This window comes from Chelatococcus daeguensis, assembly GCF_001887265.1.
GTDB classification, from domain to species: Bacteria; Pseudomonadota; Alphaproteobacteria; order Rhizobiales; family Beijerinckiaceae; genus Chelatococcus_A; species Chelatococcus_A sambhunathii.
In genome coordinates this window covers 1318209-1339833 of sequence record NZ_CP018095.1, presented here as the reverse complement: position 1 = coordinate 1339833, position 21625 = coordinate 1318209, and the positions used below count along the sequence as shown (strand labels likewise).

At 68.1% G+C, this 21625-nt stretch carries 19 protein-coding genes; 8 read left to right on the top strand and 11 right to left on the bottom strand.

Features of this window, described 5'->3' with window-relative positions; translation table 11 throughout:
- Nucleotides 1-159: 159 nt before the first annotated feature.
- Nucleotides 160-837, top strand: coding sequence for a helix-turn-helix domain-containing protein (locus BOQ54_RS06400; RefSeq protein ID WP_071924411.1), 678 nt, complete (start codon nt 160-162; stop codon nt 835-837).
- A gap of 385 nt (nt 838-1222) precedes the next feature.
- Here the strand turns inward: BOQ54_RS06400 and hemN are convergent, their stop codons facing one another.
- The gene (gene hemN / locus BOQ54_RS06395; protein WP_063187596.1) at nt 1223-2572 is read right to left on the bottom strand and encodes an oxygen-independent coproporphyrinogen III oxidase; all 1350 of its coding nucleotides are present in this window, start codon (nt 2570-2572) and stop codon (nt 1223-1225) included.
- An 87-nt stretch (nt 2573-2659) separates the two neighbouring features.
- Nucleotides 2660-3622, bottom strand: a complete 963-nt coding sequence (locus tag BOQ54_RS06390; protein WP_071923546.1) for a LysR family transcriptional regulator — start codon at nt 3620-3622, stop codon at nt 2660-2662.
- Nucleotides 3623-3885: 263 nt separating this feature from the next.
- Between BOQ54_RS06390 and BOQ54_RS06385 the strand changes: the two genes are divergently transcribed.
- From BOQ54_RS06385 to BOQ54_RS06355, 7 genes are all read left to right on the top strand, one after another.
- Nucleotides 3886-5409 carry an ABC transporter substrate-binding protein gene (locus BOQ54_RS06385; RefSeq protein ID WP_063187599.1) on the top strand — a complete coding sequence of 508 codons (1524 nt, stop codon included), beginning with the start codon at nt 3886-3888 and terminating at the stop codon, nt 5407-5409.
- A gap of 206 nt (nt 5410-5615) precedes the next feature.
- Nucleotides 5616-6533 (top strand): ABC transporter permease, encoded by a 918-nt coding sequence (locus BOQ54_RS06380; protein ID WP_019402429.1) that lies wholly within the window; start codon nt 5616-5618, stop codon nt 6531-6533.
- Nucleotide 6534: 1 nt separating this feature from the next.
- Entirely contained in the window at nt 6535-7431 is an 897-nt protein-coding gene (locus BOQ54_RS06375; RefSeq protein WP_055459146.1) for an ABC transporter permease, read from the top strand.
- A gap of 4 nt (nt 7432-7435) precedes the next feature.
- A complete protein-coding gene (locus BOQ54_RS06370) occupies nt 7436-8419 on the top strand; it encodes an ABC transporter ATP-binding protein (RefSeq protein ID WP_055459147.1) in 984 nt (327 codons plus the stop codon).
- Entirely contained in the window at nt 8416-9384 is a 969-nt protein-coding gene (locus BOQ54_RS06365; protein ID WP_055459148.1) for an ABC transporter ATP-binding protein, read from the top strand. Before BOQ54_RS06370 ends, BOQ54_RS06365 begins: the two co-directional genes overlap by 4 nt.
- A gap of 12 nt (nt 9385-9396) precedes the next feature.
- Nucleotides 9397-10863: an amidase gene (locus tag BOQ54_RS06360; protein WP_071923545.1), complete on the top strand. Its 1467-nt coding sequence runs from the start codon at nt 9397-9399 to the stop codon at nt 10861-10863.
- Nucleotides 10864-10899: 36 nt separating this feature from the next.
- Nucleotides 10900-12288, top strand: a complete 1389-nt coding sequence (locus tag BOQ54_RS06355; RefSeq protein WP_071923544.1) for a M20 family metallopeptidase — start codon at nt 10900-10902, stop codon at nt 12286-12288.
- 530 nt (nt 12289-12818) lie between these two features.
- On the opposite strand, the gene BOQ54_RS06350 is transcribed toward BOQ54_RS06355, so the two are convergent.
- The 9 genes from BOQ54_RS06350 to BOQ54_RS06310 form a co-directional block, all read right to left on the bottom strand.
- A complete protein-coding gene (locus BOQ54_RS06350) occupies nt 12819-14321 on the bottom strand; it encodes a tripartite tricarboxylate transporter permease (protein ID WP_055459151.1) in 1503 nt (500 codons plus the stop codon).
- Between the two features lie 7 nt (nt 14322-14328).
- On the bottom strand, nt 14329-14805 hold the full coding sequence (locus tag BOQ54_RS06345; RefSeq protein WP_055459152.1) for a tripartite tricarboxylate transporter TctB family protein: 477 nt from the start codon (nt 14803-14805) through the stop codon (nt 14329-14331).
- A gap of 131 nt (nt 14806-14936) precedes the next feature.
- The gene (locus BOQ54_RS06340) at nt 14937-15911 is read right to left on the bottom strand and encodes a tripartite tricarboxylate transporter substrate binding protein (protein WP_063187621.1); all 975 of its coding nucleotides are present in this window, start codon (nt 15909-15911) and stop codon (nt 14937-14939) included.
- Nucleotides 15912-16167: 256 nt separating this feature from the next.
- Entirely contained in the window at nt 16168-16482 is a 315-nt protein-coding gene (locus tag BOQ54_RS06335) for a hypothetical protein (RefSeq protein WP_063187623.1), read from the bottom strand.
- Nucleotides 16483-16771: 289 nt separating this feature from the next.
- Nucleotides 16772-17443, bottom strand: a complete 672-nt coding sequence (locus BOQ54_RS06330; RefSeq protein WP_055459155.1) for an orotate phosphoribosyltransferase — start codon at nt 17441-17443, stop codon at nt 16772-16774.
- A gap of 30 nt (nt 17444-17473) precedes the next feature.
- Nucleotides 17474-18541: a dihydroorotase gene (gene pyrC / locus BOQ54_RS06325; RefSeq protein WP_071923543.1), complete on the bottom strand. Its 1068-nt coding sequence runs from the start codon at nt 18539-18541 to the stop codon at nt 17474-17476.
- A 1-nt stretch (nt 18542) separates the two neighbouring features.
- Nucleotides 18543-19820 carry a hydantoinase/carbamoylase family amidase gene (locus BOQ54_RS06320; RefSeq protein WP_071923542.1) on the bottom strand — a complete coding sequence of 426 codons (1278 nt, stop codon included), beginning with the start codon at nt 19818-19820 and terminating at the stop codon, nt 18543-18545.
- Entirely contained in the window at nt 19817-20788 is a 972-nt protein-coding gene (locus BOQ54_RS06315; RefSeq protein ID WP_245280518.1) for a dihydroorotate dehydrogenase, read from the bottom strand. The genes BOQ54_RS06320 and BOQ54_RS06315 overlap by 4 nt, the downstream gene beginning before the upstream one ends.
- Nucleotides 20782-21624 carry a dihydroorotate dehydrogenase electron transfer subunit gene (locus BOQ54_RS06310; RefSeq protein WP_055459158.1) on the bottom strand — a complete coding sequence of 281 codons (843 nt, stop codon included), beginning with the start codon at nt 21622-21624 and terminating at the stop codon, nt 20782-20784. Before BOQ54_RS06310 ends, BOQ54_RS06315 begins: the two co-directional genes overlap by 7 nt.
- Between the last annotated feature and the right edge of the window lies 1 nt (nt 21625).

Sequence of the window (21625 nt, the reverse complement as noted above, 5' to 3'; positions counted from 1 at the left end):
CGAGGCCGGTGCCCGCGTGGCGCTGGCCTGCGCGTGCCATTGGGCTGCGACAGGCGGTCATCAGGGGTTTCCCTTAGGTATCGAGCGGAATTTTCCGCATGCCGCGTCCGGGCTACCCATCATGCAACAAGTCATTTGGGTGCCCTCGAGGAGGTGCAGATGCAGATCGTGATGAACACCCCCGCCGCCAGGCACTTCGACGCAGCCGTCCTGTCCCGCGCCGCGGTCGCGCAGGGCCGGCGCCCGGCCGGCGTCGGCTCCGTGCGGACCCTCGACAAGGACGAGGAGCTGTTCGCCGAGGGCGATCCGGCCGTGTCCTTCTACAGGGTCACCCAGGGGGTCGTGCGCACGTCGAAACTCCTCAGCGACGGCCGGCGGCAGATCGACGCCTTCCACTTCCCGGGCGACGTCTTCGGCGTCGAAGCCGGCGCCGAGCACCGCTTCAGCGCCGAGGCGGCCAGCGCCGCCACCGTCGTCGCCTACCGCCGGCGCGATCTCGACGACCTCCTCTTCGACGAGACCTTCTCGCGCGAGGTGCTCGGCGCGATGATGCATGCGCTCGAGCGGGCCCAGCGCCACATGCTGCTGCTCGGCCGCAAGTCCGCCATCGAGAAGATCGCAACATTCCTCGTCGACATGGCCGAGCGGCTCGCCGGCGCCGATGCCGTCGAGCTCCCCATGTCGCGGCTCGACATCGCCGACCACCTGGGCCTCACCATCGAGACCGTATCGCGCTCGCTGACCGAGCTCGAGCGCAAGGGCATCATCGACGTACCGGCCAGCCGCCGCACGATCGTCCTGCGCGACAAGGCGGCTCTCGCCCGTCTCAACGGTTGACCTCCAGTCCCTCTCGGCTCTGCCGGGCCGGCCCTTGATCGTCCGAAAGGTGGCAGACCCTTTCGGACGATTTTTTTGACTTTCCGGAGCGCTGGCAGCGCGCGGTACCGGCCGCCCACTTTGGAGCCGTGCAGATTACTTTGGAGCCGTGCAGATTCTTGCGCTGGTTCCCGGATCGCATTCCGCTATCGCTGCTGCGTCCGGGAAACGAGGTTGTGCGGCGTAGGCTGCGCATGGTCTGGCCGAAGGGTTGCCCTCCACCACAGAACATCCTCGCCCCCGGACGCACCGCAGCACGAAATGATGCGGTACTGAGCCGGGGTCCACCCGCCGGCGCTTCGCTCAACGCGTCCGGGAAAGGCCTGCGTGCGGGGCGTCCCTCTCCTCACACCGCGCGGCTGTGGGCGCGGCCGCCCTGGCCGAGATAGGCGTCGAAGGCGGCGGCGATGGTGCGCACGAGGAAGCGGGCCTCGTCGGGCACGCGCACGACATGGCCTTCGATACGGGCGAGCCCGTCGCGGACCACGTCGCCGAGCCGCGGCGCGTTCATGAGCGGCGCCGGATCCGTGCCGTGCCGGGCGCAGATGGCACCCACGTCGACGGCCAAATCACACATGAGACGCTCGATGATGTCGGCCCGCAGCCGGTCGTCGGCGGTCAGGGCGTAGCCCTTGACGGTGGCGAGGCCCCTCTCCCCAATCAGCCTGGAATAGCGGCGCGGCAGCGGCTCGTTCTGCACATAGCCCTGGGGCAGGCGGCCGATGGCGGAGGCGCCGAAGCCGACGAGCACGTCGCAGGCGTCGCTCGTATAGCCCTGGAAATTGCGGTGCAGGCGCCCTTCCCGCTCGGCGATGGAGAGTTCGTCGTCCGGCAGGGCATAATGGTCGAAGCCGATGCGGCGGTAGCCGCCCGCGCACAGGACCTCGGCGATCGCCTCTGCCTGCCGCCGCCGCTCGGCGCCGTTCGGCAAAGCCGCCTCGTCGATGAGGCGCTGGTGCGGCTTGAAGGATGGAACGTGCGCATAGCCGAAGACGGATAAGCGCGCCGGCCGCAGCGCCAGGCACTGGCGCGCCGTCTCGCGGCAGGATTGGACGGTCTGGTGCGGCAGGCCGTAGATCAGGTCGAAATTGACGGCCGTGATGCCCGCTTCGTGCAGCATCTCGACCGAGGCGGCCGTGACGGCATAGCTCTGCACACGGTTGATGGCTTGCTGCACCAGGGGGTCGAAGCTCTGCACGCCGAGGCTGGCGCGGTTGACGCCGCCCTCGCCGAGGGCCTGCGCCATCGGCCGCTCGAGGCGTCGCGGGTCGATCTCGACGGCGACTTCCGCATCGGGGCCGAGATCGAAGCGCCGGCGCAGCAATGCCATCAGCGCCAGGAACTCATGCGGCGCGACGATCGTCGGCGTGCCGCCGCCGAAATGCACGTGGCCGACCGTCAGGGGATGCGGCACGCAACCGGCCACCGTGTCGATCTCTCGGCAGAGCTCGGCGACATAGGCCGAGATCGGCGCATCCGAGCGCATCACGGTGGTGTTGCAGCCGCAATACCAGCACATCTGCCGGCAGAACGGCACGTGCAGATAGAGCGAGGCCGACAGATCCGGCGACAGTTCGCCCAGCCAGCGCGCATAGACGTCTGCCGTCACGGCATCCGAGAAATGCGGAGCGGTGGGGTAGCTCGTATAGCGCGGCAGGCGCTCGTCGCCATAGGCGGACGCCTTGTCCTCGTTCATCGACCAACCTCTCGAACGACTTGCCGGCGCGAAGGCCCGGCGTTGCCCGACCATGACGGCACGCCCGGCGGACGTCCTTGCGGTTGATCAAATCTCGGCTTCCGCCTCCGTATGCGCGAGATAGACGAGGAAGCCGAGCACCTGCGACAGCGCGGCAAGGTCGTTGTCGATATGTTCGCTGAGGAAGGCGACGAAGGCCTCGGCCGCCGTCGGCAGCGTGCGGTCCAGCATCGTCTGGATCTCGAAGCGGCGGCGGTGGAGGAGCTCGGAGCGCACCGGGCGGGCGACGAGCCGGCCCGAAACGAGGCCCGAGACCATCGACAAGGGCGAAGCGACGAGCACGCCGCCCTTCGTCTCGACGAAGCGGCGCTGCGCGGAGACGAAATTGGTGATGAGCACCGGCTCCAGCGCCACTCCCTCGTCGGCGCAGGCCATGTCGACGAGCTGGCGCAGCGTCGTGTTCGCCTCCGACAAGGTGATGGGATGGTCGCGCAGGTCCTGCAGCGTCAGGCTCTCGCGGGCGGCGAGCGGATGGTCCGGCGTCATCACGGCAAGGATCGGCGCCGGCCAGGCGCGCTGCACCTTGACGTCCGGCGACGGCGCGAGGCCGAAGGTGACGCCGATGTCGACATCGCCGTTCTGCACGAGGCGCGTCACCGCCGTGAACGGGACGACCGCGAGGTCAAACCGGATGCCCTCGTAGCGGCGGCGGAAGGCGACGATCGCCTCGGGCATCATGTCGAGCGCGAAGCCCTCCGTCGTCGCGATCCGCACCTCGCCGCGGGCGAGGCCCTCGAGCTCGCGGATGCGGCCCACCACCCGCTCGCCTTCCAGCGCCATGCGCCGCGCATAGGTGGCGAGTAGGCGGCCGGCCTCGCTCAGCACCATGCCGCGCGGCCGCCGCTCGAACAGGCGGCTGCCGAGGTCGCGCTCAAGCTTGGCGATCTGCCGCGAGACGGCGGAGGCGGCCACGTTGAGCCGGCTCGACGCCTCGCTCACGGAGCCGGTGCGCACCACCTCCAGAAAATAGCGCAGGGCCGTGCCTTGCATGACGCGTCATCCTCTGCCTTGCCAAATCGGCAATGAAAGTTTCGAAACAATATAATTGCAGAAAGTGTAGTCGTGTTCTGAAAATATGCGCTCGGACCGGCTTGGCCGGCTCGCAACGGAGGAGGGCGAAAATGCCCCCTCCAGCCAAGGGAACGGGGAACAACCGGTCAGAGCCGGTGACGGAGCCGCCGCGCGCGAGAGGCGCAGGCGCTGCGTCATAATTGGCGTCGGGGTTGCCACGTTCCGCCAGAAAGAGGGTGAACATGCGCAACCTGATCAAGCTCACGACCCTTGCCGCGGTCAGCGCCCTGGCGCTCTCCGCGCCGGCCTTCGCCGGCAAGAGCGACAATTCCGTCGTCATGGCCTATGACCAGGCGCCGGAAAGCGTCGATCCGTTCTTCAACAACGTCCGCATCGGCGTGATCATCGGTCAGCACGTCTGGGACACGCTGATCTACCGCGATCCCATCACGAACGACTACAAGGGCCAGCTCGCCAAGAGCTGGAAATGGGTCGACGACCGCACGCTCGAGGTCGAGCTGCGCGAGGGCATCAAGTTCCACAACGGCGAGGAATTCGACGCCGACGACGTCGTCTACACGCTGAACTTCGTCTCGAAGCCCGAGAACAAGGTCACCACCCAGCAGAACGTCAGCTGGATCGAGAAGGCCGAGAAGCTCGACAAATACAAAGTCCGCATCACGACCAAGAAGGTCTTCCCCGCGGCCATCGAATATCTCGCCGGGCCGGTGGTGATCCACCCGAACGAATATTACGAGAAGGTCGGCCCGGCCGGCCAGAACGACAAGCCGGTCGGCTCCGGCCCCTACAAGGTGACGGAATACGTCCCCGGCAAGTCGATCGTGCTCGAGACGAACCCGGATTATTTCGCCGATTCGCCGAAGCCGAAGCCCACGATCGGGAAGGTCGAGATCCGCTTCATCCCGGACCGGCAGACGCAGATGGCCGAGGCCATCTCGGGCGGCGTCGACTTCATCATGCACGTGCCGAAGGACCAGGCCGAGCAGCTCGAGGCCGCGCCCCACCTGCAGGTCGTCTCGGGCGAGACGATGCGCATCGTCTTCATGCAGATGAATTCGCAGGAGGGCACGCCCGCCCCCGCGCTCAAGGACGAGCGCGTGCGCAAGGCCATCATCCACGCCATCGACCGCGAGACGATGGTGAAGGAGATCGTCGGCAAGGGCTCGCGCGTCATCAACACGATCTGCTTCCCCTCGCAGTTCGGCTGCACCGACCACGGCGCGCCGAAGTATCCGTACGACCCGGAGAAGGCCAAGGCGCTCCTCGCCGAAGCGGGCTTTCCCAACGGGCTCGAGCTCGACATCGTCGCCTATCGTGAGCGCAACCAGACGGAAGCCATCATCGGCTACCTGCAGGCGGTCGGCATCAAGGCCAACCTGCGCTTCCTGCAATATGCCGCGATGCGCGAGCAGATCCGCGGCAACAAGGCGATGCTGACGCACCAGACCTGGGGCTCGTTCTCGGTCAACGACGTCTCGGCCTCGACGCCGGTCTATTTCGCCATGGGCGACGACGACATCTCGCGCGATCCTGAAGTGCGTGACGCGCTGAACAAGGGCGACAACTCGGTCGACCCGGCCGTGCGCAACGCCTCCTACAAGGAAGCGCTGACCCGCATCGCCGAGAAGGCCTATGCCGTGCCGCTCTATTCGCTGCCGGTCTATTACGTCGCCACGGCAGACCTCGACTTCCGCGCCTATCCGGACGAGATGCCGCGCTTCTGGGAAATGACCTGGAAGAAGTAAGGACCGCCCGAGTAGCTGGGGACTGTTCCAGCTGAACGTCGGAGCGTGCGCGCCCTGTTCCCTCCCCCCTTGTGGGGAGGGTTAGGGAGGGGGGCGGTGCCAAACGAACGGCGGCACACTCGCCGGTGACGACCCCCACCCCTACCCCTCCCCACAAGGGGAGGGGAGTTGGCGCCCAACCGGAGCAAGAGCCCGGAGAACGGCCCATGATCGGCTATATTCTGAAACGACTGGGGCTGGCGCTGCTCGTCGCGCTCGCCGTCTCGGCCATCGCCTTCTTCCTCTTGCGCATGTCGGGCGATGTCGCCATCGCGATCGCCGGCGAGGGCGCGCGGCAGGAGGACATCGAGCTCGTGCGGCGCACCTACGGCCTCGACCGGCCCCTCGTGGTGCAATATGTCGAGTGGCTGTGGAACACGCTCCGGGGTGACTTCGGCACGTCGATCTACTTCAAGACCGATGTCGCCACGCTCGTCTTCGCCAAGCTGCCGACGACGCTGCTGCTCGGCGTCCTCTCCCTCGGCTTCGCGCTCCTCGTCTCGATCCCGCTCGGCGTGCTCGCCGCCGTCTATGCCAACAGCTGGATCGACCGCCTGGCGCTCGCCATCGCCGTCGTCGGGCAGGCGCTGCCCAACTTCTTCTTCGCCCTCATCCTCGTGATGCTGTTCTCCATCACGCTGCGCTGGCTGCCGGTCTCGGGCTCGAAGACATGGGCGAATTTCATCATGCCGACCATCGCGCTCGGCTATTACGTCGCGCCGGCCTTCATGCGGCTCATCCGCGCCGGCATGATCGAGGTGCTGTCGGCGGACTACATCCGCACCGCCCGCGCCAAGGGCCTGCCGACGCGCAAGGTCATCTTCAAGCACGCCCTGCGCAACGCGGTGGTGCCGGTCGTCGCCCTCACGGCCGTGCAGCTCGGCTTCCTGCTCGGCGGCTCGGTGGTCATCGAGACCATCTTCGCCCTCGATGGGCTCGGCTACCTCGCCTACCAGAGCATCACCTTCAAGGATTTTCCCGTGATGCAGGTGATCGTCCTCATGCTCTCCGTCCTCTACGTTCTGCTGACGCTCGCGGCGGATATCGCGAACGCCTGGCTCGACCCGCGCATCCGGGTGGCATGACATGACGAGCGAACCGCTTTCCCTGCCCGCCGCGGCAGAGCCCACCGCCTACTCCCGCCTCATGCGCCGCGTGCTGGGGCAGAAGGCCTTCGTCATTGGCATCGGTATCGTCGCCGCCATCGTGCTCATCGCGCTCCTTGCGCCGGTGCTCGCGCCGCACGATCCCTATCTGCAGAACCTCAGCGCCCGCAACGTGCCGCCCTTCTGGTACGCCAAGGGCTCCTGGGTCCACCCGCTGGGCACCGACCAGCTCGGGCGCGACTATCTCTCGCGCGTCATCTACGGCGCGCGCATCTCGCTGCTCATCGGCATCAGCGTCGTCATCATCTCCGGCCTCATCGGCACGACGCTGGGGCTCGCGGCCGGCTATTTCGGCGGCAAGGTCGACATGCTCGTCACCTTCCTCGTCACCACGCGCCTGTCGATGCCGGTGATCCTCGTGGCGCTCGCCGTCGTCGCCATGATCGGCGGCTCGCTGTGGATCGTCATCCTGGTGCTCGGCTTCCTGAAATGGGACCGCTTCGCCGTCGTCATGCGCAGCGCGACGCAACAGGTGCGCTCGCTCGACTATGTGGCGGCGGCGGAGGCGGCCGGCGCCTCGACGACGCGCATCGTCCTGGGCGAAGTGCTGCCCAACATCGCCCCGCACCTCATCGTCGTCGCGACTCTGGAGGCGGCGAGCGCCATCCTGCTCGAAGCCGCCCTCTCCTTCCTCGGCCTCGGCGTGCAGCCGCCCCTGCCCTCCTGGGGCCTGATGATCTCGGAGGCGAAGGCCTACATGTTCTTCTCCTTCTGGCTCATCGCCATCCCCGGCACGGCGCTGGCGCTGCTCATCTTCGCCATCAACCTCGCCGGCGACGGCCTGCGCGACATCATCGCCCCCGAAGGACGGAGCTGACGGCATGGCCAATTCCAGCGACATCGTTCTCGAGGTCGACGGCCTCAGCGTCGACATCAGGACCGCGGGCGGCACGCTGCACGCCGTGCGCGACATCTCCTTTTCCGTGAAGCGCGGCGAGACGCTCTGCCTCGTCGGTGAATCGGGCTGCGGCAAGTCCATGACCTCGCTCGCGATCATGGACCTCCTGCCGAAGGCCGCGACGAAGACGGCGCGGCGTCTCGCCTTCGCGGGCGAGGACCTGTCGCGCGCCGGCAAGGGCCGCATCAACGCGCTGCGCGGCAACAGCATGTCGATGATCTTTCAGGAGCCGATGACGGCGCTCAACCCCGCCTACACCATCGGCAATCAGCTTGTCGAAGCCTATTGCCTGCACAAGAAGGCCTCGGAGGTGGAGGCGCGCGAGCGCGCCGTCTTCCTGCTCGGCAAGGTCGGCATCGCCAATGCCGCCGAGCGCCTCGGGCAATATCCGCACCAGCTCTCGGGCGGCCTGCGCCAGCGTGTCATGATCGCCATGGCGCTGATGTGCGGGCCGGAACTGCTCATCGCCGACGAGCCGACGACGGCGCTCGACGTCACCATCCAGGCCCAGATCCTGCGCCTGCTCGCCGACCTGCAGCGGGAGCTCGGCATCGCCATGGTGCTGATCACGCACGACCTCGGCATCGTGGCGCGCATCGCCGACCGGGTGGCGGTGATGTACGCCGGCCAGATCGTGGAGGAGGGCCCGACAGCCTCCCTCTTCAACGCCCCGCGCCATCCCTACACGCAGGGGCTGATCGCGTGTATCCCTGTGCCCGGCCGCACCGAGCCCGGCGGGCGCCTCGGCGTCATTCCCGGCGTCGTGCCCTCGCTCGTCGGGGAGGTGCGCGGCTGCAGCTTCCGTGATCGCTGCACCAAGGCCCAACAGGCCTGCCTCGACGCCCCGCCCGTGCGCGAGACCGCGGACGGCCACCGCTGGCGCTGCATCCTGGAGAACGCGGCATGACGGCTCTCATCGAAGCGCACGACCTCACCCGCTCCTTCGAGGTGAGCCGTGGCATGTTCAAGGGCAAGCGCACGCTCCATGCCGTGAACGGCATCTCGCTCGACATCCGCCAGGGCGAGGTGCTCGCCATCGTCGGAGAATCCGGCTGCGGCAAGTCCACCCTCGCGCGCATGCTGCTCGGCCTCCTGCCGCCGAGTGCCGGCGCGATCACGCTCGAGGGGCAGGACATCCGCAGCCTCGGCCGCAAGGGCATGGCCCGGCGCGTGCAGCCGGTGTTCCAGGATCCCTATTCCTCGCTCAATCCGCGCCGCACCATCGCCTCCATCGTGGCCTTGCCGCTCGAGGTGCACGGCATCGGCACGGCGGCCGAGCGGCGGAAGATGACGATCGAGATGCTCGACAAGGTCGGACTGCCGCAGCGCTTCGCCGACCGCTATCCGCGTGAGCTGTCCGGCGGCCAGCGCCAGCGCGTCGCCATCGCGCGCGCGCTCGTCATGAAGCCCGAGGTGGTCGTCTGCGACGAGCCGACCTCGGCGCTCGACGTGTCGGTGCAGTCGCAGATCCTCAACCTCCTGATGGACCTCAGGCGCGAGCTCAACCTCACCTATGTCTTCATCAGCCACAACCTCGCCGTCGTCGAGCACATCGCGACGCGCGTCGCGGTGATGTATCTTGGCCGCGTCGTCGAGCTCGCCGAGACGGCGGCGCTCTTCAAGGCCCCGCGCCATCCCTACACCAAGGCGCTGCTCGCCTCGGTGCTGACGCCGGAGCCCGGGCTCGGCATCCCGGACACGGGGCTCGGCATCGCCTTTCCCGACCCGCTCAACCCGCCCTCGGGCTGCCCCTTCCACCCGCGCTGCCCCGAGCGGCTGCCGCAATGCGCGAGCGTGGTGCCGCAGATCCTGCGCGACGAGACGGGCGCCGTCGCCTGCCATCTCCACGGGCAAGGCCCGGCGCCCCACTGAAGGAGAGGCGCCATGCGCCTTGCTGCAGCGAACCCGACGGGCGACATCACCGGCAAGGCGCCGGAGCTGTGCCGCCTCGACGCCGGAACGCTCGCCCGTCTCGTAAAGCGGCGGGACGTCTCGGCGCGCGAGGTGATCGGCGCCTTTCTCGACCATATCGCGGCGATCAACCCGACCTACAACGCCATCGTGTCCCTGCGCCCGCGCGCGGACATCCTCGCCGAGGCGGATGCGGCGGACGCTGCGCTCGCCAGGGGCGAGGCGGCGGGTCCGCTACACGGCCTACCGCAGGCCATCAAGGACCTCGCGCCGACGAAGGGCCTCACCACCACCTTCGGCTCGCCGCTCTTCGCCGATTTCGTGCCGCCGGCCGATGCCATCGCGGTGGCCCGCATGCGCGCCGCCGGTGCCATCATCATCGGCAAGACGAACACCCCGGAATTCGGCCTCGGCTCGCACACCTACAACCCCGTCTTCGGCGCGACCCGCAACGCCTATGCGCCCGCCCGCACGGCCGGCGGGTCGAGCGGCGGGGCGGCCGTGGCGCTCGCCACGCGCATGCTGCCCGTCGCCGATGGCAGCGACTTCGGCGGCTCGCTGCGCAACCCGGCTGCCTACAACAACATCTTCGGCTTCCGCCCGTCCCAGGGCCGCGTGCCGAGCCTGCCCGCGCCGGAAGGCTTCTTCACCCAGCTCGGCACCGAGGGGCCGATGGCGCGCAATGCGGCGGACCTCGCGCGGCTCCTTTCCGTCCAGGCGGGGCACGATCCGCGCGCGCCGCTGTCGCTCGACGGCAGCGGGCACGACTACGAAGCCGCGCTCGATACCGACCTCAAGGGCAAGCGCATCGCCTGGCTCGGCGACCTTAGCGGGCACCTTGCCATGGAGGACGGCATCCTCGCCCTGTGCGAGGGCGGCCTGCGGCACCTTGCCGACGCCGGCCTCGTCGTCGAGCCACACGTGCCGGCCTTCGACTTCGAGGCCCTGTGGCAGGCCTTCGTCGCGCTGCGCCATTTCATGGTCGGCGGCAAGCTGAAGGCGCTCTACGACGATCCGGAGAAGCGCGAGAAGCTCAAGTTCTCCGTGCGCTGGGAGATCGAGGGCGGCCAGCGGCTGAGCGCCGATGCGCTCTACGAGGCGAGCACCGTGCGCTCGGCCTGGTACGCGAGCGTGCTCAGGCTCTTCGAGCGCTTCGACTATCTCGCCCTGCCGGCGGCGCAGGTCTTCCCCTTCCCGATCGAGGAGGAATGGCCGAAGGCGATCGCCGGCCGGACGATGGACAGCTACCACCGCTGGATGGAGGTGGTGGCGCCCGTCACCCTCTCCGGCTGCCCGGCCGTTTCCGTCCCCGTCGGCTTCAATGCTGCCGGCCTGCCCATGGGCATGCAGCTCGTCGGGCGGCCGCGCGACGACCTCTCCGTGCTGCAGCTCGTGCGCGCCTACGAGCAGGTCTCTCCCTTTCCGGCAGTGGCGCCGTGAGCCCCGCCGTTCCACCCGCAAGGAGTGCCAGACACCATGACCCGTGAAGCGGCCATCGCCCGCGCCGAAGACTACTTCGATTCTGGAGCCCTCAAGACCGACCTGGCGCGCCTCGTCGCCATGCCGACAGAGAGCCAGAACCCGGAGCGCGCGCCCGTGCTGCGCGACTATCTCGTCAAGGAGATGGTGCCTGCCCTCGAGGCGCTGGGCTTCGCCTGCCGCCTCCTCGAGCACCCGAAGGCGCGCGCCCCCTTCCTCTATGCCGAGCGCATCGAGGATCCCGCCCTGCCGACCATCTTCGGCTACGGCCACGGCGACGTCATCCGCGGCCTCGACAAAGACTGGAAGGAGGGTCTCTCGCCCTGGCAGTTGACGGAGGTGGGCGACCGCTGGTACGGCCGCGGCGTCGTCGACAACAAGGGCCAGCACGTCATCAACATCGCGGCGCTGAAGGCCGTCTTGGAGACGCGCGGCAAGCTGGGCTTCAACGCCAAGTATCTCATCGAGATGGGCGAGGAGATGGGCTCGCCCGGCCTGCGCGAGCTCTGCGCCGAGCAGAAGGAGCTGTTCAGGGCGGACGTGCTCATCGGCTCGGACGGGCCGCGGCTCAACGCCGAGCGGCCAACGGTCTTCCTCGGCTCGCGCGGCGGCGTGACCTTCGACGTGACGATCGACGCCCGCGAGGGCGGCCACCATTCCGGCAACTGGGGCGGCCTCCTGTCGGATCCCGCCATCCAGCTCGCCCACGCCATCTCCACCATCGTCTCGCCGACGGGGCAGATCCGCATCCACGAATGGGTGCCGAAGGAGCTGCCCGAGAGCGTGCGCCGCGTGCTCGCCGACTGTGAGGTGGATGGCGGCCCGGACGGCCCGACCATCGATCCCGAATGGGGCGAGCCCGGCCTCAGCCCGGCCGAGCAGGTCTTCGGCTGGTGCTCCTTCGACGTGCTCGCCATGAAGGCCGGCAATCCCGAGACGCCGGTCAATGCCGTGCCGCCCAAGGCCTGGGCGCGCTGCCAGCTGCGCTTCGTCGTCGGCGTGGATCCCGAGGAGGTGCTGCCGGCCCTGCGGCGCCACCTCGCCCGGCACGGCTTCACGATGGTCAAGGTCGAGAAGAGCCGCGACGAGATCTTCCACGCCACCCGGCTCGATCCGGAGGACCCGTGGGTGACCTGGGCGGTCGGCTCCATCGCGCAGACCACCGGCAAGAAGCCGGCGATCCTGCCCAATCTCGGCGGCTCGCTGCCCAACGACATCTTTTCCGAGGTGCTCGGCCTGCGCACTATCTGGGTGCCGCACTCCTACCCCGGCTGCTCGCAACATGCGCCGAACGAGCACCTGCCGGTCGCGATCGCGCGCGAGGCTCTCGGCCTCATGGCCGGGCTCTACTGGGATCTCGGCACGGGCAAGACGCCGCCGGTGTGAGGCGACCGGCGAGGAGCCGCCGCCGCGTGATGCCCGCGCCCGCCGCGGGCATCCAGGCCGTGACGCTCGCGCGGGATTGAAAGGCGTGGATGGCCGGGACAAGCCCGGCCAAGACGGGTGGAGAGGTTGTGCCACGCTCCCCGCTCCGTTTGCGCAGCCGTCTCCACGTCATGCCCGCGCTCGTCGCGGGCATCCACGCCGCCGACGCTCGCGCAGCGGGGTTGAAAGGCGTGGATGGCCTCCCTCAAGCCCAATCGATGCGATGATGATCTTCATCTCCCCGAACAGCCTTCGGCGATGTCTCCGGGCTGAACAACGAGCCCGGACGTGACGACCGAGGGGCGGCCCGCGCCTGTCGCAACCTCGTTTCCCGCACGCATGCGGCGAAGCGGAATGCGAGCCGCGAATCAACGCAAGAACTTGCCGAAGGCTCCGAATGAAGGGGCCCCGGATCGGCGCCGCATCGTGTCAGGCTGCGGCGCGTCCGGGGCACAAGGTTCTTCTGCTTGGGGAGCCGGGACCCCTCCCCGTCACGCCGCGTTCGCCGCCGGGCGCCGCATGCGCCGCAGCGCCATGCCGATGAGCGGGCTCAGCACCACGAGGATGGTGAAGACGCCGAGCGCGCCGGCAATCGGCCGCTCGAAGAAAGCGAGGAAGCTGCCGTCCGACTTGATCATCGAGGTCACGAAGTTCTCCTCGATCATCGGCCCGAGCACGATGCCGAGGATGCATGGCGCAACGGGAATGTCGTTCTCCTCCATGAGGAAGCCGAGCACGCCGAAGGCGAGCATGATGACGATGCCGTAGGCCGTGTTGTTGACGGCGAAGGCACCAACCATCGAGAAGCCGAGGATGAGCGGCATCAGCACGCGCCGCGGCACGCGCAGGATGACCGTTGCCCCCTTCATGACCGCCCAGCCGAGCGGGATCATGAAGAGATTGGCGAGGATGAAGATGAGGAAGACGGCGTAGATGCTCTCGGGATTGTTGATGAAGAGCGTCGGTCCGGGGTTGAGCCCCTTGATGAAGAGCACACCGATGACAACGGCCGTGATGGAATCGCCCGGAATGCCGAAGACGAGCGCCGGCACCCACGCGCCGCCAAGGGCCGCATTGTTGGCCGACGTGCTCTCGACGATGCCCTCGACATGGCCCTTGCCGAACTTCTCGGGCGTCTTCGAAAACTTCTTCGACATCGCATAGGCGACCCAGGCGGCAATGTCCGCTCCCGCGCCGGGCAGGATGCCGATGGCCGTGCCGAGCGTGTTGCCCCGCACCTGCTGGCGCCAGTAGGTCTTGATCATCCCGCCCCAGTTGCGGAACAGGTTGCCGACCCGGCTCTGCGTCACCTTGAGGTCGGTTGCGCCATGCACCATGGCCCGCAGCACCTCGGAGACCGCGAAGAGGCCGATCATCGCCGGGATGAAGTCGATGCCGCCCATCAGCTCCGTATAGCCGAAGGTGAAGCGCGGCACGCCGGCCGGGTTGTTGAGGCCGACGGTGGCGACCAGCAGGCCGATGAAGAGGCTGATGAGGCCCTTCAGGGGCGAGACCGCGCCGATGAAGATGGCGCAGGTGAGGCCCAGCACCGCGAGCCAGAAATATTCGAAGGACGAGAACCGGAGGGCCACCTCGGCAAGGGCCGGCGCGGCGACGATGAGGACGGCCGTGCCGAACAGGCCGCCGATGGCCGAGAACAGGAGGTTGGCGCCGAGCGCCGTCTCCGCCTCGCCCTTGCGCGTCATGGCGTAGGCCTCGTCCGTATAGGCGGCGGAGGCGGGCGTGCCGGGAATGCGCAGCAGGGTGCTCGGAATGTCGCCGGCGAAGATGGCCATGGCCGAGCAGGCGATCATCGCGCCGACGGCCGGCAGTGGATCCATGAAGAAGGTGATCGGCACGAGCAGCGCGATCGCCATCGTCGCCGTCAGGCCCGGGATGGCGCCGATGACCATGCCGAAGGCCGAGGCGAGCAGGACGGAGATGAGCACGCCCGGCGTGGCGACGAGCCCGAAGGCTTTCTCGATGGCTTGCATGGGCGCCTCAGAGGAACGGTGCGAGCAATCCGCGTGGCAGCGGAACGCGCATCAGAACGACAAAGAGCTGATAGATCACGAGGATCGTTGCCGCACTGACGAGGAGCGCCACCCACCAGCGCACGCCCAGCATGAGCATGCCCACCATCAGCACGATCGCCATCGCGGGAATGAAGCCGATGCGGTCCGCGAACAGGCAATAGCCGACGACGAGCGCTATCGTTGCCAACCCCTTCGTCCAGCCGGCCGACGTGATACCGGCCATGCTGTGCTCCAGATCAACCGCGGCGAGCGAGGCCCTGCGCCGCCAGGCGCCGAAGGCGAGGAGGATGCCGCAGATCGCGAGCGCACCCGCGATCAGCACCGGGAAGACGGCGGCGCCATATTCCTGGCCGGGAATGGCGGGGAAGGACTGCGCGTGCAGGATGACCGCCACCCCGAGCATCGTCAGGATGAAACCGATGATGATGTCCGACTTGACCATGAACGGTAACTCGCGGCGCCTGATGAATGGTGCGGGCCGGATCGAATCGGTTGCCCGTGGCAGGCGCGGGCCATGCCCCGGGCAACCTCGATGACGCGCCTGATTGTGAGGCGCCTGACCCGTCGGGCGCCCTACTTGGCGAGCCCCAGTTCCTTCATGACGGTACCGAGCGATTCGTTGCTCTGCTTCATGAAGGCAACGAACTCGTCCTTGGGCGCCCAGGACACGCCGAAGCCACGGCCCTTCATGAAATCCTGGAACTCGGCGCTCTTGTAGATCTTGTCGAGCGCGGCGACGAGCTTGTCCTGAATGTCGGCCGGCAGCCCCTTGGGAGCGGCGAAGCCGCGCCAGGCGCCGAGCGTCCAGTCGATGCCGGCCGCTTCCTTCAATGTCGGCAGATCGGGGAAGGCGTCGCTGCGCTTGTCGGCCATGATGGCGAGGCTCTTGACGCGGCCTGCGTCGATGAGCGAACGCGCCTCCGGCACTGAGCAGGTGACGACCTCGACGCCGCCGGCCACGAGATCCTGCAGGCCCGGGGCGGCGCCGTTCGAGGGCACCCACGGGGCTGCGTTCGGCGGAATGCCGTCCATTGCCAGCATGCCCGCGAGGGCGAGATGCCAGATGCCACCCTGGCCGGTACCCGAGGCCTTGAACTTGCCCGGGTTCGCCTTGATGGCGGCGAGCAGTTCCTTGACATCCTTGTAGGGCGCGTCGGCACGCACCTGCACGCCGGCGGGGTCGATGTTCATGAGGGCGAGCGGCGTGTAGCTCTCGTAGGTGAGCTGCGTCAGCCCCTGCCAGTGCATCATGCCGATCTCGACGGTGATGATGCCGAGCGTATAGCCGTCCGGCGCAGCGTCGGCGATGGCCGCGTGCCCCACCACGCCCGAGCCGCCCGTGCGGTTGACGACATTGACCGGCTGGCCGAGTTCCTTCTCGAGGAGCGAGCCGACGATGCGGGCCGTCGCATCGGTACCGCCGCCCGCACCCCACGGCACGATCATCGTGATCGGCCGCTCCGGATAGGCCGCCAGCGCCGCGCCCGGCAGGGCGAGCGTTGCCGCGGCCGCCGCGGCGACAAGCGTTTTCAGGAAAGTCCTGCGCATCAAGGTCTCCTCTCTCGAACTGTTTCCGGTCCCGTGGAGCAGCCGCTTACCGGCTCGCCCTTGTCCATCGCCTTCTGGCGAATTGGTTCTTTAAATCGTTACAATAGGGGAGGCGCGAGGTCCTGTTCAAGCGACTTTCGCGAAAATCGCAGCGCCTTGCGTAGGCGTCGTCCCGGCCGCGGCGGTGGCTACCAAAACGCAAGAAGCCGCGCCCGCGGCAGCGGTCACGGCTTCGGCCGAAGGATATTGGAGAAGCTCAGTCAGCAATCTGGCGGAAGGCCAGCCTGTCGAGCGCGGCGACCTTGCCGGCCGCATCCGCCTCGCTTGCCGCCGCAGCTTCCTCGAGCATCTTGAGCGTGTTCTCGCGCGCCGTGCGGGCCACCTCGCTCGTGAAGGGCTCGCCAAAATAGCGGTCGATGAAACCGTCGAGCGCGCAGACGAGGAGCTGTCGCACCGCCGCATCGGGAGCGCCGGGGGCCATGTCCTTGGCACACAACTCGCGCAGGGACGAATAGGTGCGCAGACCCTCATTCTGCTGGCGGAACCACTCAAGCAACGCGCGCGTGTTCATCGCTCCCTCACAGTGCACGTTAAAAAGGGACGCTATCCCAAAAGACGGCACGGATCAAATTTTTTAGACGGCCATCGGCCAGGACGCATGCGCAGCACCCCCAATCGCCCGGGCTGAGCCTTTCCCAGCGTCGTGGCCGGACTTGTCCCGGCCATGACGCGCTAGGGACTGCGCATGGCGTGCTGCATGCGGCGCCTGCCGATCGCGCCCGACCGCCGGTCGCCCAACTGCCGCTCGCCAGACCGCCTATTTCCGACGGCCGACTGCCCACTCCCAACCGCCACTCTTCTCAGAAATCCGACTTGCCGCCGTGCCTTGCCGACCATTCGGCCGGGGCGTGCAGGAACTTCTCCACCTCGTCGAGGGTGCTTGCAGCGAAATAGCCGCGCTCGCGCGCCTCGGCGAGCACGTCCCACCAGGTGGCGAGGGCGTGCATCTTGATGCCGTGCTCCGCGAGCGTCGCCGTGCTTTCCTTGAAGATGCCGTAGTGGAAGACGACGAAGGTGTGCTGCACGTCAGCCCCGGCGCGGCGCAGCGCCTCGGCGAAGGCGAGCTTGGAGCGCCCGTCCGTCGTCAGGTCCTCGACGAGGAGGACGCGCGCGCCTTCCTTGATGTCACCCTCGATCTGCGCATTGCGGCCGAAGCCCTTGGCCTTCTTGCGCACGTAGAGCATCGGCAGCATCAGCCGGTCCGCCAGCCAGGCGGAGAAGGGGATGCCCGCCGTCTCGCCGCCGGCCACAGCGTCCAATGATTCGGTGCCGATCTCGGACAGGATCTGCTCGGCGGCGAAGTCCATCAGCCGCCGGCGCAGGCGCGGGAAGGAAATGAGCTTGCGGCAGTCGACATAGACCGGGCTCGCCCAGCCCGAGGTGAAGATGAAGGGCTTCTCGGCGTTGAACTGGATGGCCTGGACCTCCAGCATCATACGGGCCGTCTGTGAAGCGATGAATGACTTGTCCATGGTCCCTCGGCCCCCGGTTTGGTTGTCCAATCAGGCGACGGCAGCCGCGGCGCTGTCCGCGTCGTCAACCGCCCACGACACCGTCTCGCCACCACGGAAGACGTGCACCGCCTCGCCTGCGGGAAGAGCGACATCCTCGGCGACCATCCGCGGCCGGCGCACGAGGGTGATCGTTCCCTCGTTGGCGGGCAGGCCATAGTGGCGCGGGCCGTTGAGGCTCGCGAAAGCCTCGAACCTGTCGAGAGCGCCCTCCTCCTCAAAAACCTGCGCATAGCACGCAAGCGCGACCGGCGCCACGAACAGCCCGGCGCATCCACAGGCCGCCTCCTTCGCGGTACGGGTATGCGGGGCGGTGTCGGTGCCGAGGAAGAAACGCGGATTGCCCGACGTCGCCGCCTGGCGCAGCGCCTGCCGGTGCACCTCACGCTTGGCGATCGGCAGGCAGTAGTAGTGGGGGCGGATGCCGCCCTGGAAGATGGCATTGCGGTTGAAGATGAGGTGGTGCGGCGTGATGGTGGCGCCCACACGCTCGCGCGCGCCGGTGACGTAGTCCACGCCCTCCTTCGTCGTCACGTGCTCCAGCGTGACCTTGAGACCGGCAAAGCGCTGCACCAGCGGGTCGAGCACCGTGTCGATGAACACCGCCTCGCGGTCGAAGATATCGACGTCCGGCCGCGTCACCTCGCCATGGATGAGCAGCGGCACTCCCGCCTTCTCCATGGCGGCGAGCACGGGATGGATCTTCTCGATATCGGTGACACCGAAATGCGAGTTGGTCGTCGCGTGCTGCGGGTAGAGCTTCACCGCGGCGATGCGCCCGCTCTCGTAGCCGGAGAGGACGTCGGTCGGGTCGGTGTCGTCCGTCATGTACAGCGTCATCAGCGGCTCGAAGCAGCTGCCCGCCGGCAGGGCGGCCATGATGCGCGCGCGATAGGCATCGGCCATCGCCGTCGTCGTCACCGGCGGCACGAGGTTCGGCATGATGATGGCGCGGCCGAACTGCGCGACGGTGAAGGGCAGCACCGCCTTCAGCATGGCGCCGTCGCGCAGGTGCACGTGCCAGTCGTCCGGGCGGCGGATGGTGATGGTCTCGGTCATCTTACGGCTCCTTCGTCAGGGCCTCATAGAGCAGATCGACGCCGGCAAGGAAATCGGCAATCGCCATCGCCTCGTCCGGATTGTGCGAGCCATGCTCGTTGCGCACGAAGACCATGGCCGCCGGAATGCCGGCATTGGCGAAGACGGCCGCATCATGCCCCGCACCGCTCGCGATGGTCTCGGCCGGCAGGCCAAGACGGCGCGAGGCTTCGACGAGGTGCTTCACCCAGCCCTCGTCCATGCGCCCGGGCGCCGCGTCCTGCCGCCGGTCGAAGACGAACTTCACGCCCCGGTCCCGGGCGATGTTGGCGCATTCCGTCTCGAAGAGCACGTAGAAGGCTTCGAGCGTCTCCCGGCTCTGGCTGCGGATCTCGAAGGAGAAGGCGACCTCGCCCGGAATGCGGGTCGAGGCGTGATCCTCGGGGTTCGTCGCAACGATGCCGACGGTGACGACGAGATCGAGGCCGCGCTCCAGGAGAACGCGCCAATGCTCGTCGAGCCGCGAGACGAGCTCCGCGAGCGCGAAGACCGCATCCTTGCGCAGCCAGCGCGGCACGGCGCCGGAATGGCCGGCCTGGCCCTGGCACAGGATGCGCTGGTGGCGGATGTTGCCGCGGATGCCGGTGACGACCGCCGTCGGCCATGCGCGGGCGACCATCACGGGGCCCTGCTCGATATGCAATTCGAGGAAGGCGGCAATATCGCGCTTGTCGACGAGGGGCGTGCCCTCCCTCACCTTCTCGACGTCGATGCCGACACCGGCGAGCGCCTCGGCGAGGCTGCGCGCGCCGTCCCGCTGCCTGAGGTCGAGGTCCTGCGGCTTCAGCGCCCCGAGCAGGGCCAACGAGCCGATGTAAGGCTTGCCGAACCACGGCGATTCCTCGCCGCGCAGGCCGATGACGCGTACGGGCCGCGGTGGTGTGATGCCCTCGCTCTTCATTCGCGCCAGCACCATGAGCCCGGCGAGTACGCCCGCCACACCGTCGAAATTGCCGCCGCGCGGCACGGAATCGAGATGGGAGCCGACAAGGATGTAAGGCCCGGGCGCCTCGTCGGGCAGAGAGACGACAAGATTGTCCCCGGCATCGCGTGTGGCAAGAAGGCCCTCGCGCCCGGCAAGGCGCTCCATGACAGCCATCGCCGCCGCCTCGCCCTCGCCGAAGGCTTGGCGCGTGATGCCGACCCCATCGAAGCCGAGTTGGTGCAGTTCGGCAAAGACCTCCACGGCCAGCGCCTCCCAGTCGCGCTCGTTGCGCGTCGGATGAGCGAGCGGTTTCACAGCACGGCCTCCGCCTCTTCGGGCGCCGTGTTGCCATCAGCGACCGCGCCGACAAGCGCGTTGACATCGGCAATGCCACGGCGGGCGCAGAAGGCCGAGAGCCCCTCGATGACGTCGATCATAGCCGTCGGGCGCACGAAGGTGGTCGTGCCGACCTGCACGGCGCGGGCGCCAGCGAGCAGGAATTCCACCGCGTCCTCAGCGGTGGCGATGCCGCCGCAGCCGATGACGGGAATGGTGAGCTTGTCGGCGCACTGGTAGACCATGCGCAGGGCGATGGGCTTCACCGCCGGCCCCGAGAGGCCACCGAGCACGTTGCCGAGCTTGGGCCGGAAGGTCTCGGTGTCGATGCGCATGGCGAGGATGGTGTTGGCGACCACGACCGCATCCGCACCGCCCACCTCCGCTGCGCGGGCGACGGCGACGATGTCGCCGGTGTTCGGCGTCAGCTTCACCCACAATGGCAGGGCAGTCGCCTTGCGCATGGCGGCCGTCACCGTTTCGGTCAGGCGCGGCTCCATGGCGAAGGAGCGGCCGTCCTCCTCGATGTTGGGGCAGGAGATGTTGGCCTCGATGGCGGCGACACCGGCCACCGTCAGGTCGCGCGCCATGGCGGCGAAGTCGTCCACCGTCGGAGCCGAGATCGAGACGACGAGCGGCGGGGAGAAGGCCCGGTAGAACGGCACCACGTTGTCACGGAAATAGTCGAGCCCCTTCGAGGGGATGCCGATCGAGTTGATCAGGCCCTCGGTGGTCTCGCACACCCGCGGCACGGGATTGCCGGCGCGAAACTCACGCGTGATCGTCTTCGTCACGAAGGCGCCTAGGCGATTGAGGTCGATCACCTTGTCGAGCCCTTCGGCAAAGGTGCCCGAGGCCGGCATGACGGGGTTCGCAAGGCGCAGCCCGCCGACGTCGACGGCAAGGGAGACGGAGGAACCGGCGGGAGACGACATGGCCGTTACCATGAGGTGGCCTCCTTCAGATCGAACACGGGCCCGTCCCAGCACACGCGCTTGTCGACGAGATCCCCGTCGACCTCGAACTTGCGCACGCAGCAGAAGCACATGCCGATGCCGCAGGCCATCTGCTGTTCGAGCGCCACCTGGCCGGCGATGCCCGCCTCGCGGGCAAAGTCCTTGGCGAGGCGGAACAGGCGGTTGGAGCCGCAGGTGAAGATGGCATCCGCCCTTCCCTGGCGGGCCAGCCCGGCGAGAATCTCCCGTACATTCTCGGGCGTACTGGAGCCGTCGCTGTCGAGCACGGGGCGCACGTCGGCACCGACGGCCGCGAAGCGGTCGACAGACATGACGAGATCGGGTCGGCGGGCGCTCAGGATGGCGGTGACGCCGATGCCCTTTTCGGCCGCAGCCTCGGCGAGCGGGGCGAGCGTCGCGAGGCCGACGCCGCGGCCGAGCACGACGATGTGGCGCCAGTCGTCGTCGAGGCTGAAGCCGACGCCGAGCGGGCCGAGCACGCGGAACGGGTCGCCGGGCTTCAAGGTCGCGAGGGCGCGGGTGCCGAGTCCGGCGACCTTGTAGAGGAATTCGAGCGTGCCCGCCTCCGGGTCGGCCTTGTAGGTGCTCATCGGCCGGCGCAGGTAGGGCTTGTCCGCGCCGCTCGCGGGGCACAGGAGGTGGAAGAACTGGCCCGGGGCGGCGAGCGTCGCCGGCCTGCCGGCGCGCAGCACGAGGTGTCGGTACTCGTCGTTGACGGCCGTGTGACTGAGGACCACGGTCTCGGCATCGGCAACGGGGGCATCGTTCGCGGTCCACACGGACCGCGTCTCGAGGCTTTGCAACATG

Excerpts from the sequence above, each read along its gene's own strand:
- BOQ54_RS06400 (WP_071924411.1), top strand. The coding sequence starts at position 160 with ATGCAGATCGTGATGAACACCCCCGCCGCCAGGCACTTCGACGCAGCC.
- hemN (WP_063187596.1), bottom strand. The coding sequence starts at position 2,572 with ATGAACGAGGACAAGGCGTCCGCCTATGGCGACGAGCGCCTGCCGCGC.
- BOQ54_RS06390 (WP_071923546.1), bottom strand. The coding sequence starts at position 3,622 with ATGCAAGGCACGGCCCTGCGCTATTTTCTGGAGGTGGTGCGCACCGGC.
- BOQ54_RS06385 (WP_063187599.1), top strand. The coding sequence starts at position 3,886 with ATGCGCAACCTGATCAAGCTCACGACCCTTGCCGCGGTCAGCGCCCTG.
- BOQ54_RS06380 (WP_019402429.1), top strand. The coding sequence starts at position 5,616 with ATGATCGGCTATATTCTGAAACGACTGGGGCTGGCGCTGCTCGTCGCG.
- BOQ54_RS06375 (WP_055459146.1), top strand. The coding sequence starts at position 6,535 with ATGACGAGCGAACCGCTTTCCCTGCCCGCCGCGGCAGAGCCCACCGCC.
- BOQ54_RS06370 (WP_055459147.1), top strand. The coding sequence starts at position 7,436 with ATGGCCAATTCCAGCGACATCGTTCTCGAGGTCGACGGCCTCAGCGTC.
- BOQ54_RS06365 (WP_055459148.1), top strand. The coding sequence starts at position 8,416 with ATGACGGCTCTCATCGAAGCGCACGACCTCACCCGCTCCTTCGAGGTG.
- BOQ54_RS06360 (WP_071923545.1), top strand. The coding sequence starts at position 9,397 with ATGCGCCTTGCTGCAGCGAACCCGACGGGCGACATCACCGGCAAGGCG.
- BOQ54_RS06355 (WP_071923544.1), top strand. The coding sequence starts at position 10,900 with ATGACCCGTGAAGCGGCCATCGCCCGCGCCGAAGACTACTTCGATTCT.
- BOQ54_RS06350 (WP_055459151.1), bottom strand. The coding sequence starts at position 14,321 with ATGCAAGCCATCGAGAAAGCCTTCGGGCTCGTCGCCACGCCGGGCGTG.
- BOQ54_RS06345 (WP_055459152.1), bottom strand. The coding sequence starts at position 14,805 with ATGGTCAAGTCGGACATCATCATCGGTTTCATCCTGACGATGCTCGGG.
- BOQ54_RS06340 (WP_063187621.1), bottom strand. The coding sequence starts at position 15,911 with ATGCGCAGGACTTTCCTGAAAACGCTTGTCGCCGCGGCGGCCGCGGCA.
- BOQ54_RS06335 (WP_063187623.1), bottom strand. The coding sequence starts at position 16,482 with ATGAACACGCGCGCGTTGCTTGAGTGGTTCCGCCAGCAGAATGAGGGT.
- BOQ54_RS06330 (WP_055459155.1), bottom strand. The coding sequence starts at position 17,443 with ATGGACAAGTCATTCATCGCTTCACAGACGGCCCGTATGATGCTGGAG.
- pyrC (WP_071923543.1), bottom strand. The coding sequence starts at position 18,541 with ATGACCGAGACCATCACCATCCGCCGCCCGGACGACTGGCACGTGCAC.
- BOQ54_RS06315 (WP_245280518.1), bottom strand. The coding sequence starts at position 20,788 with ATGGTAACGGCCATGTCGTCTCCCGCCGGTTCCTCCGTCTCCCTTGCC.
- BOQ54_RS06310 (WP_055459158.1), bottom strand. The coding sequence starts at position 21,624 with ATGTTGCAAAGCCTCGAGACGCGGTCCGTGTGGACCGCGAACGATGCC.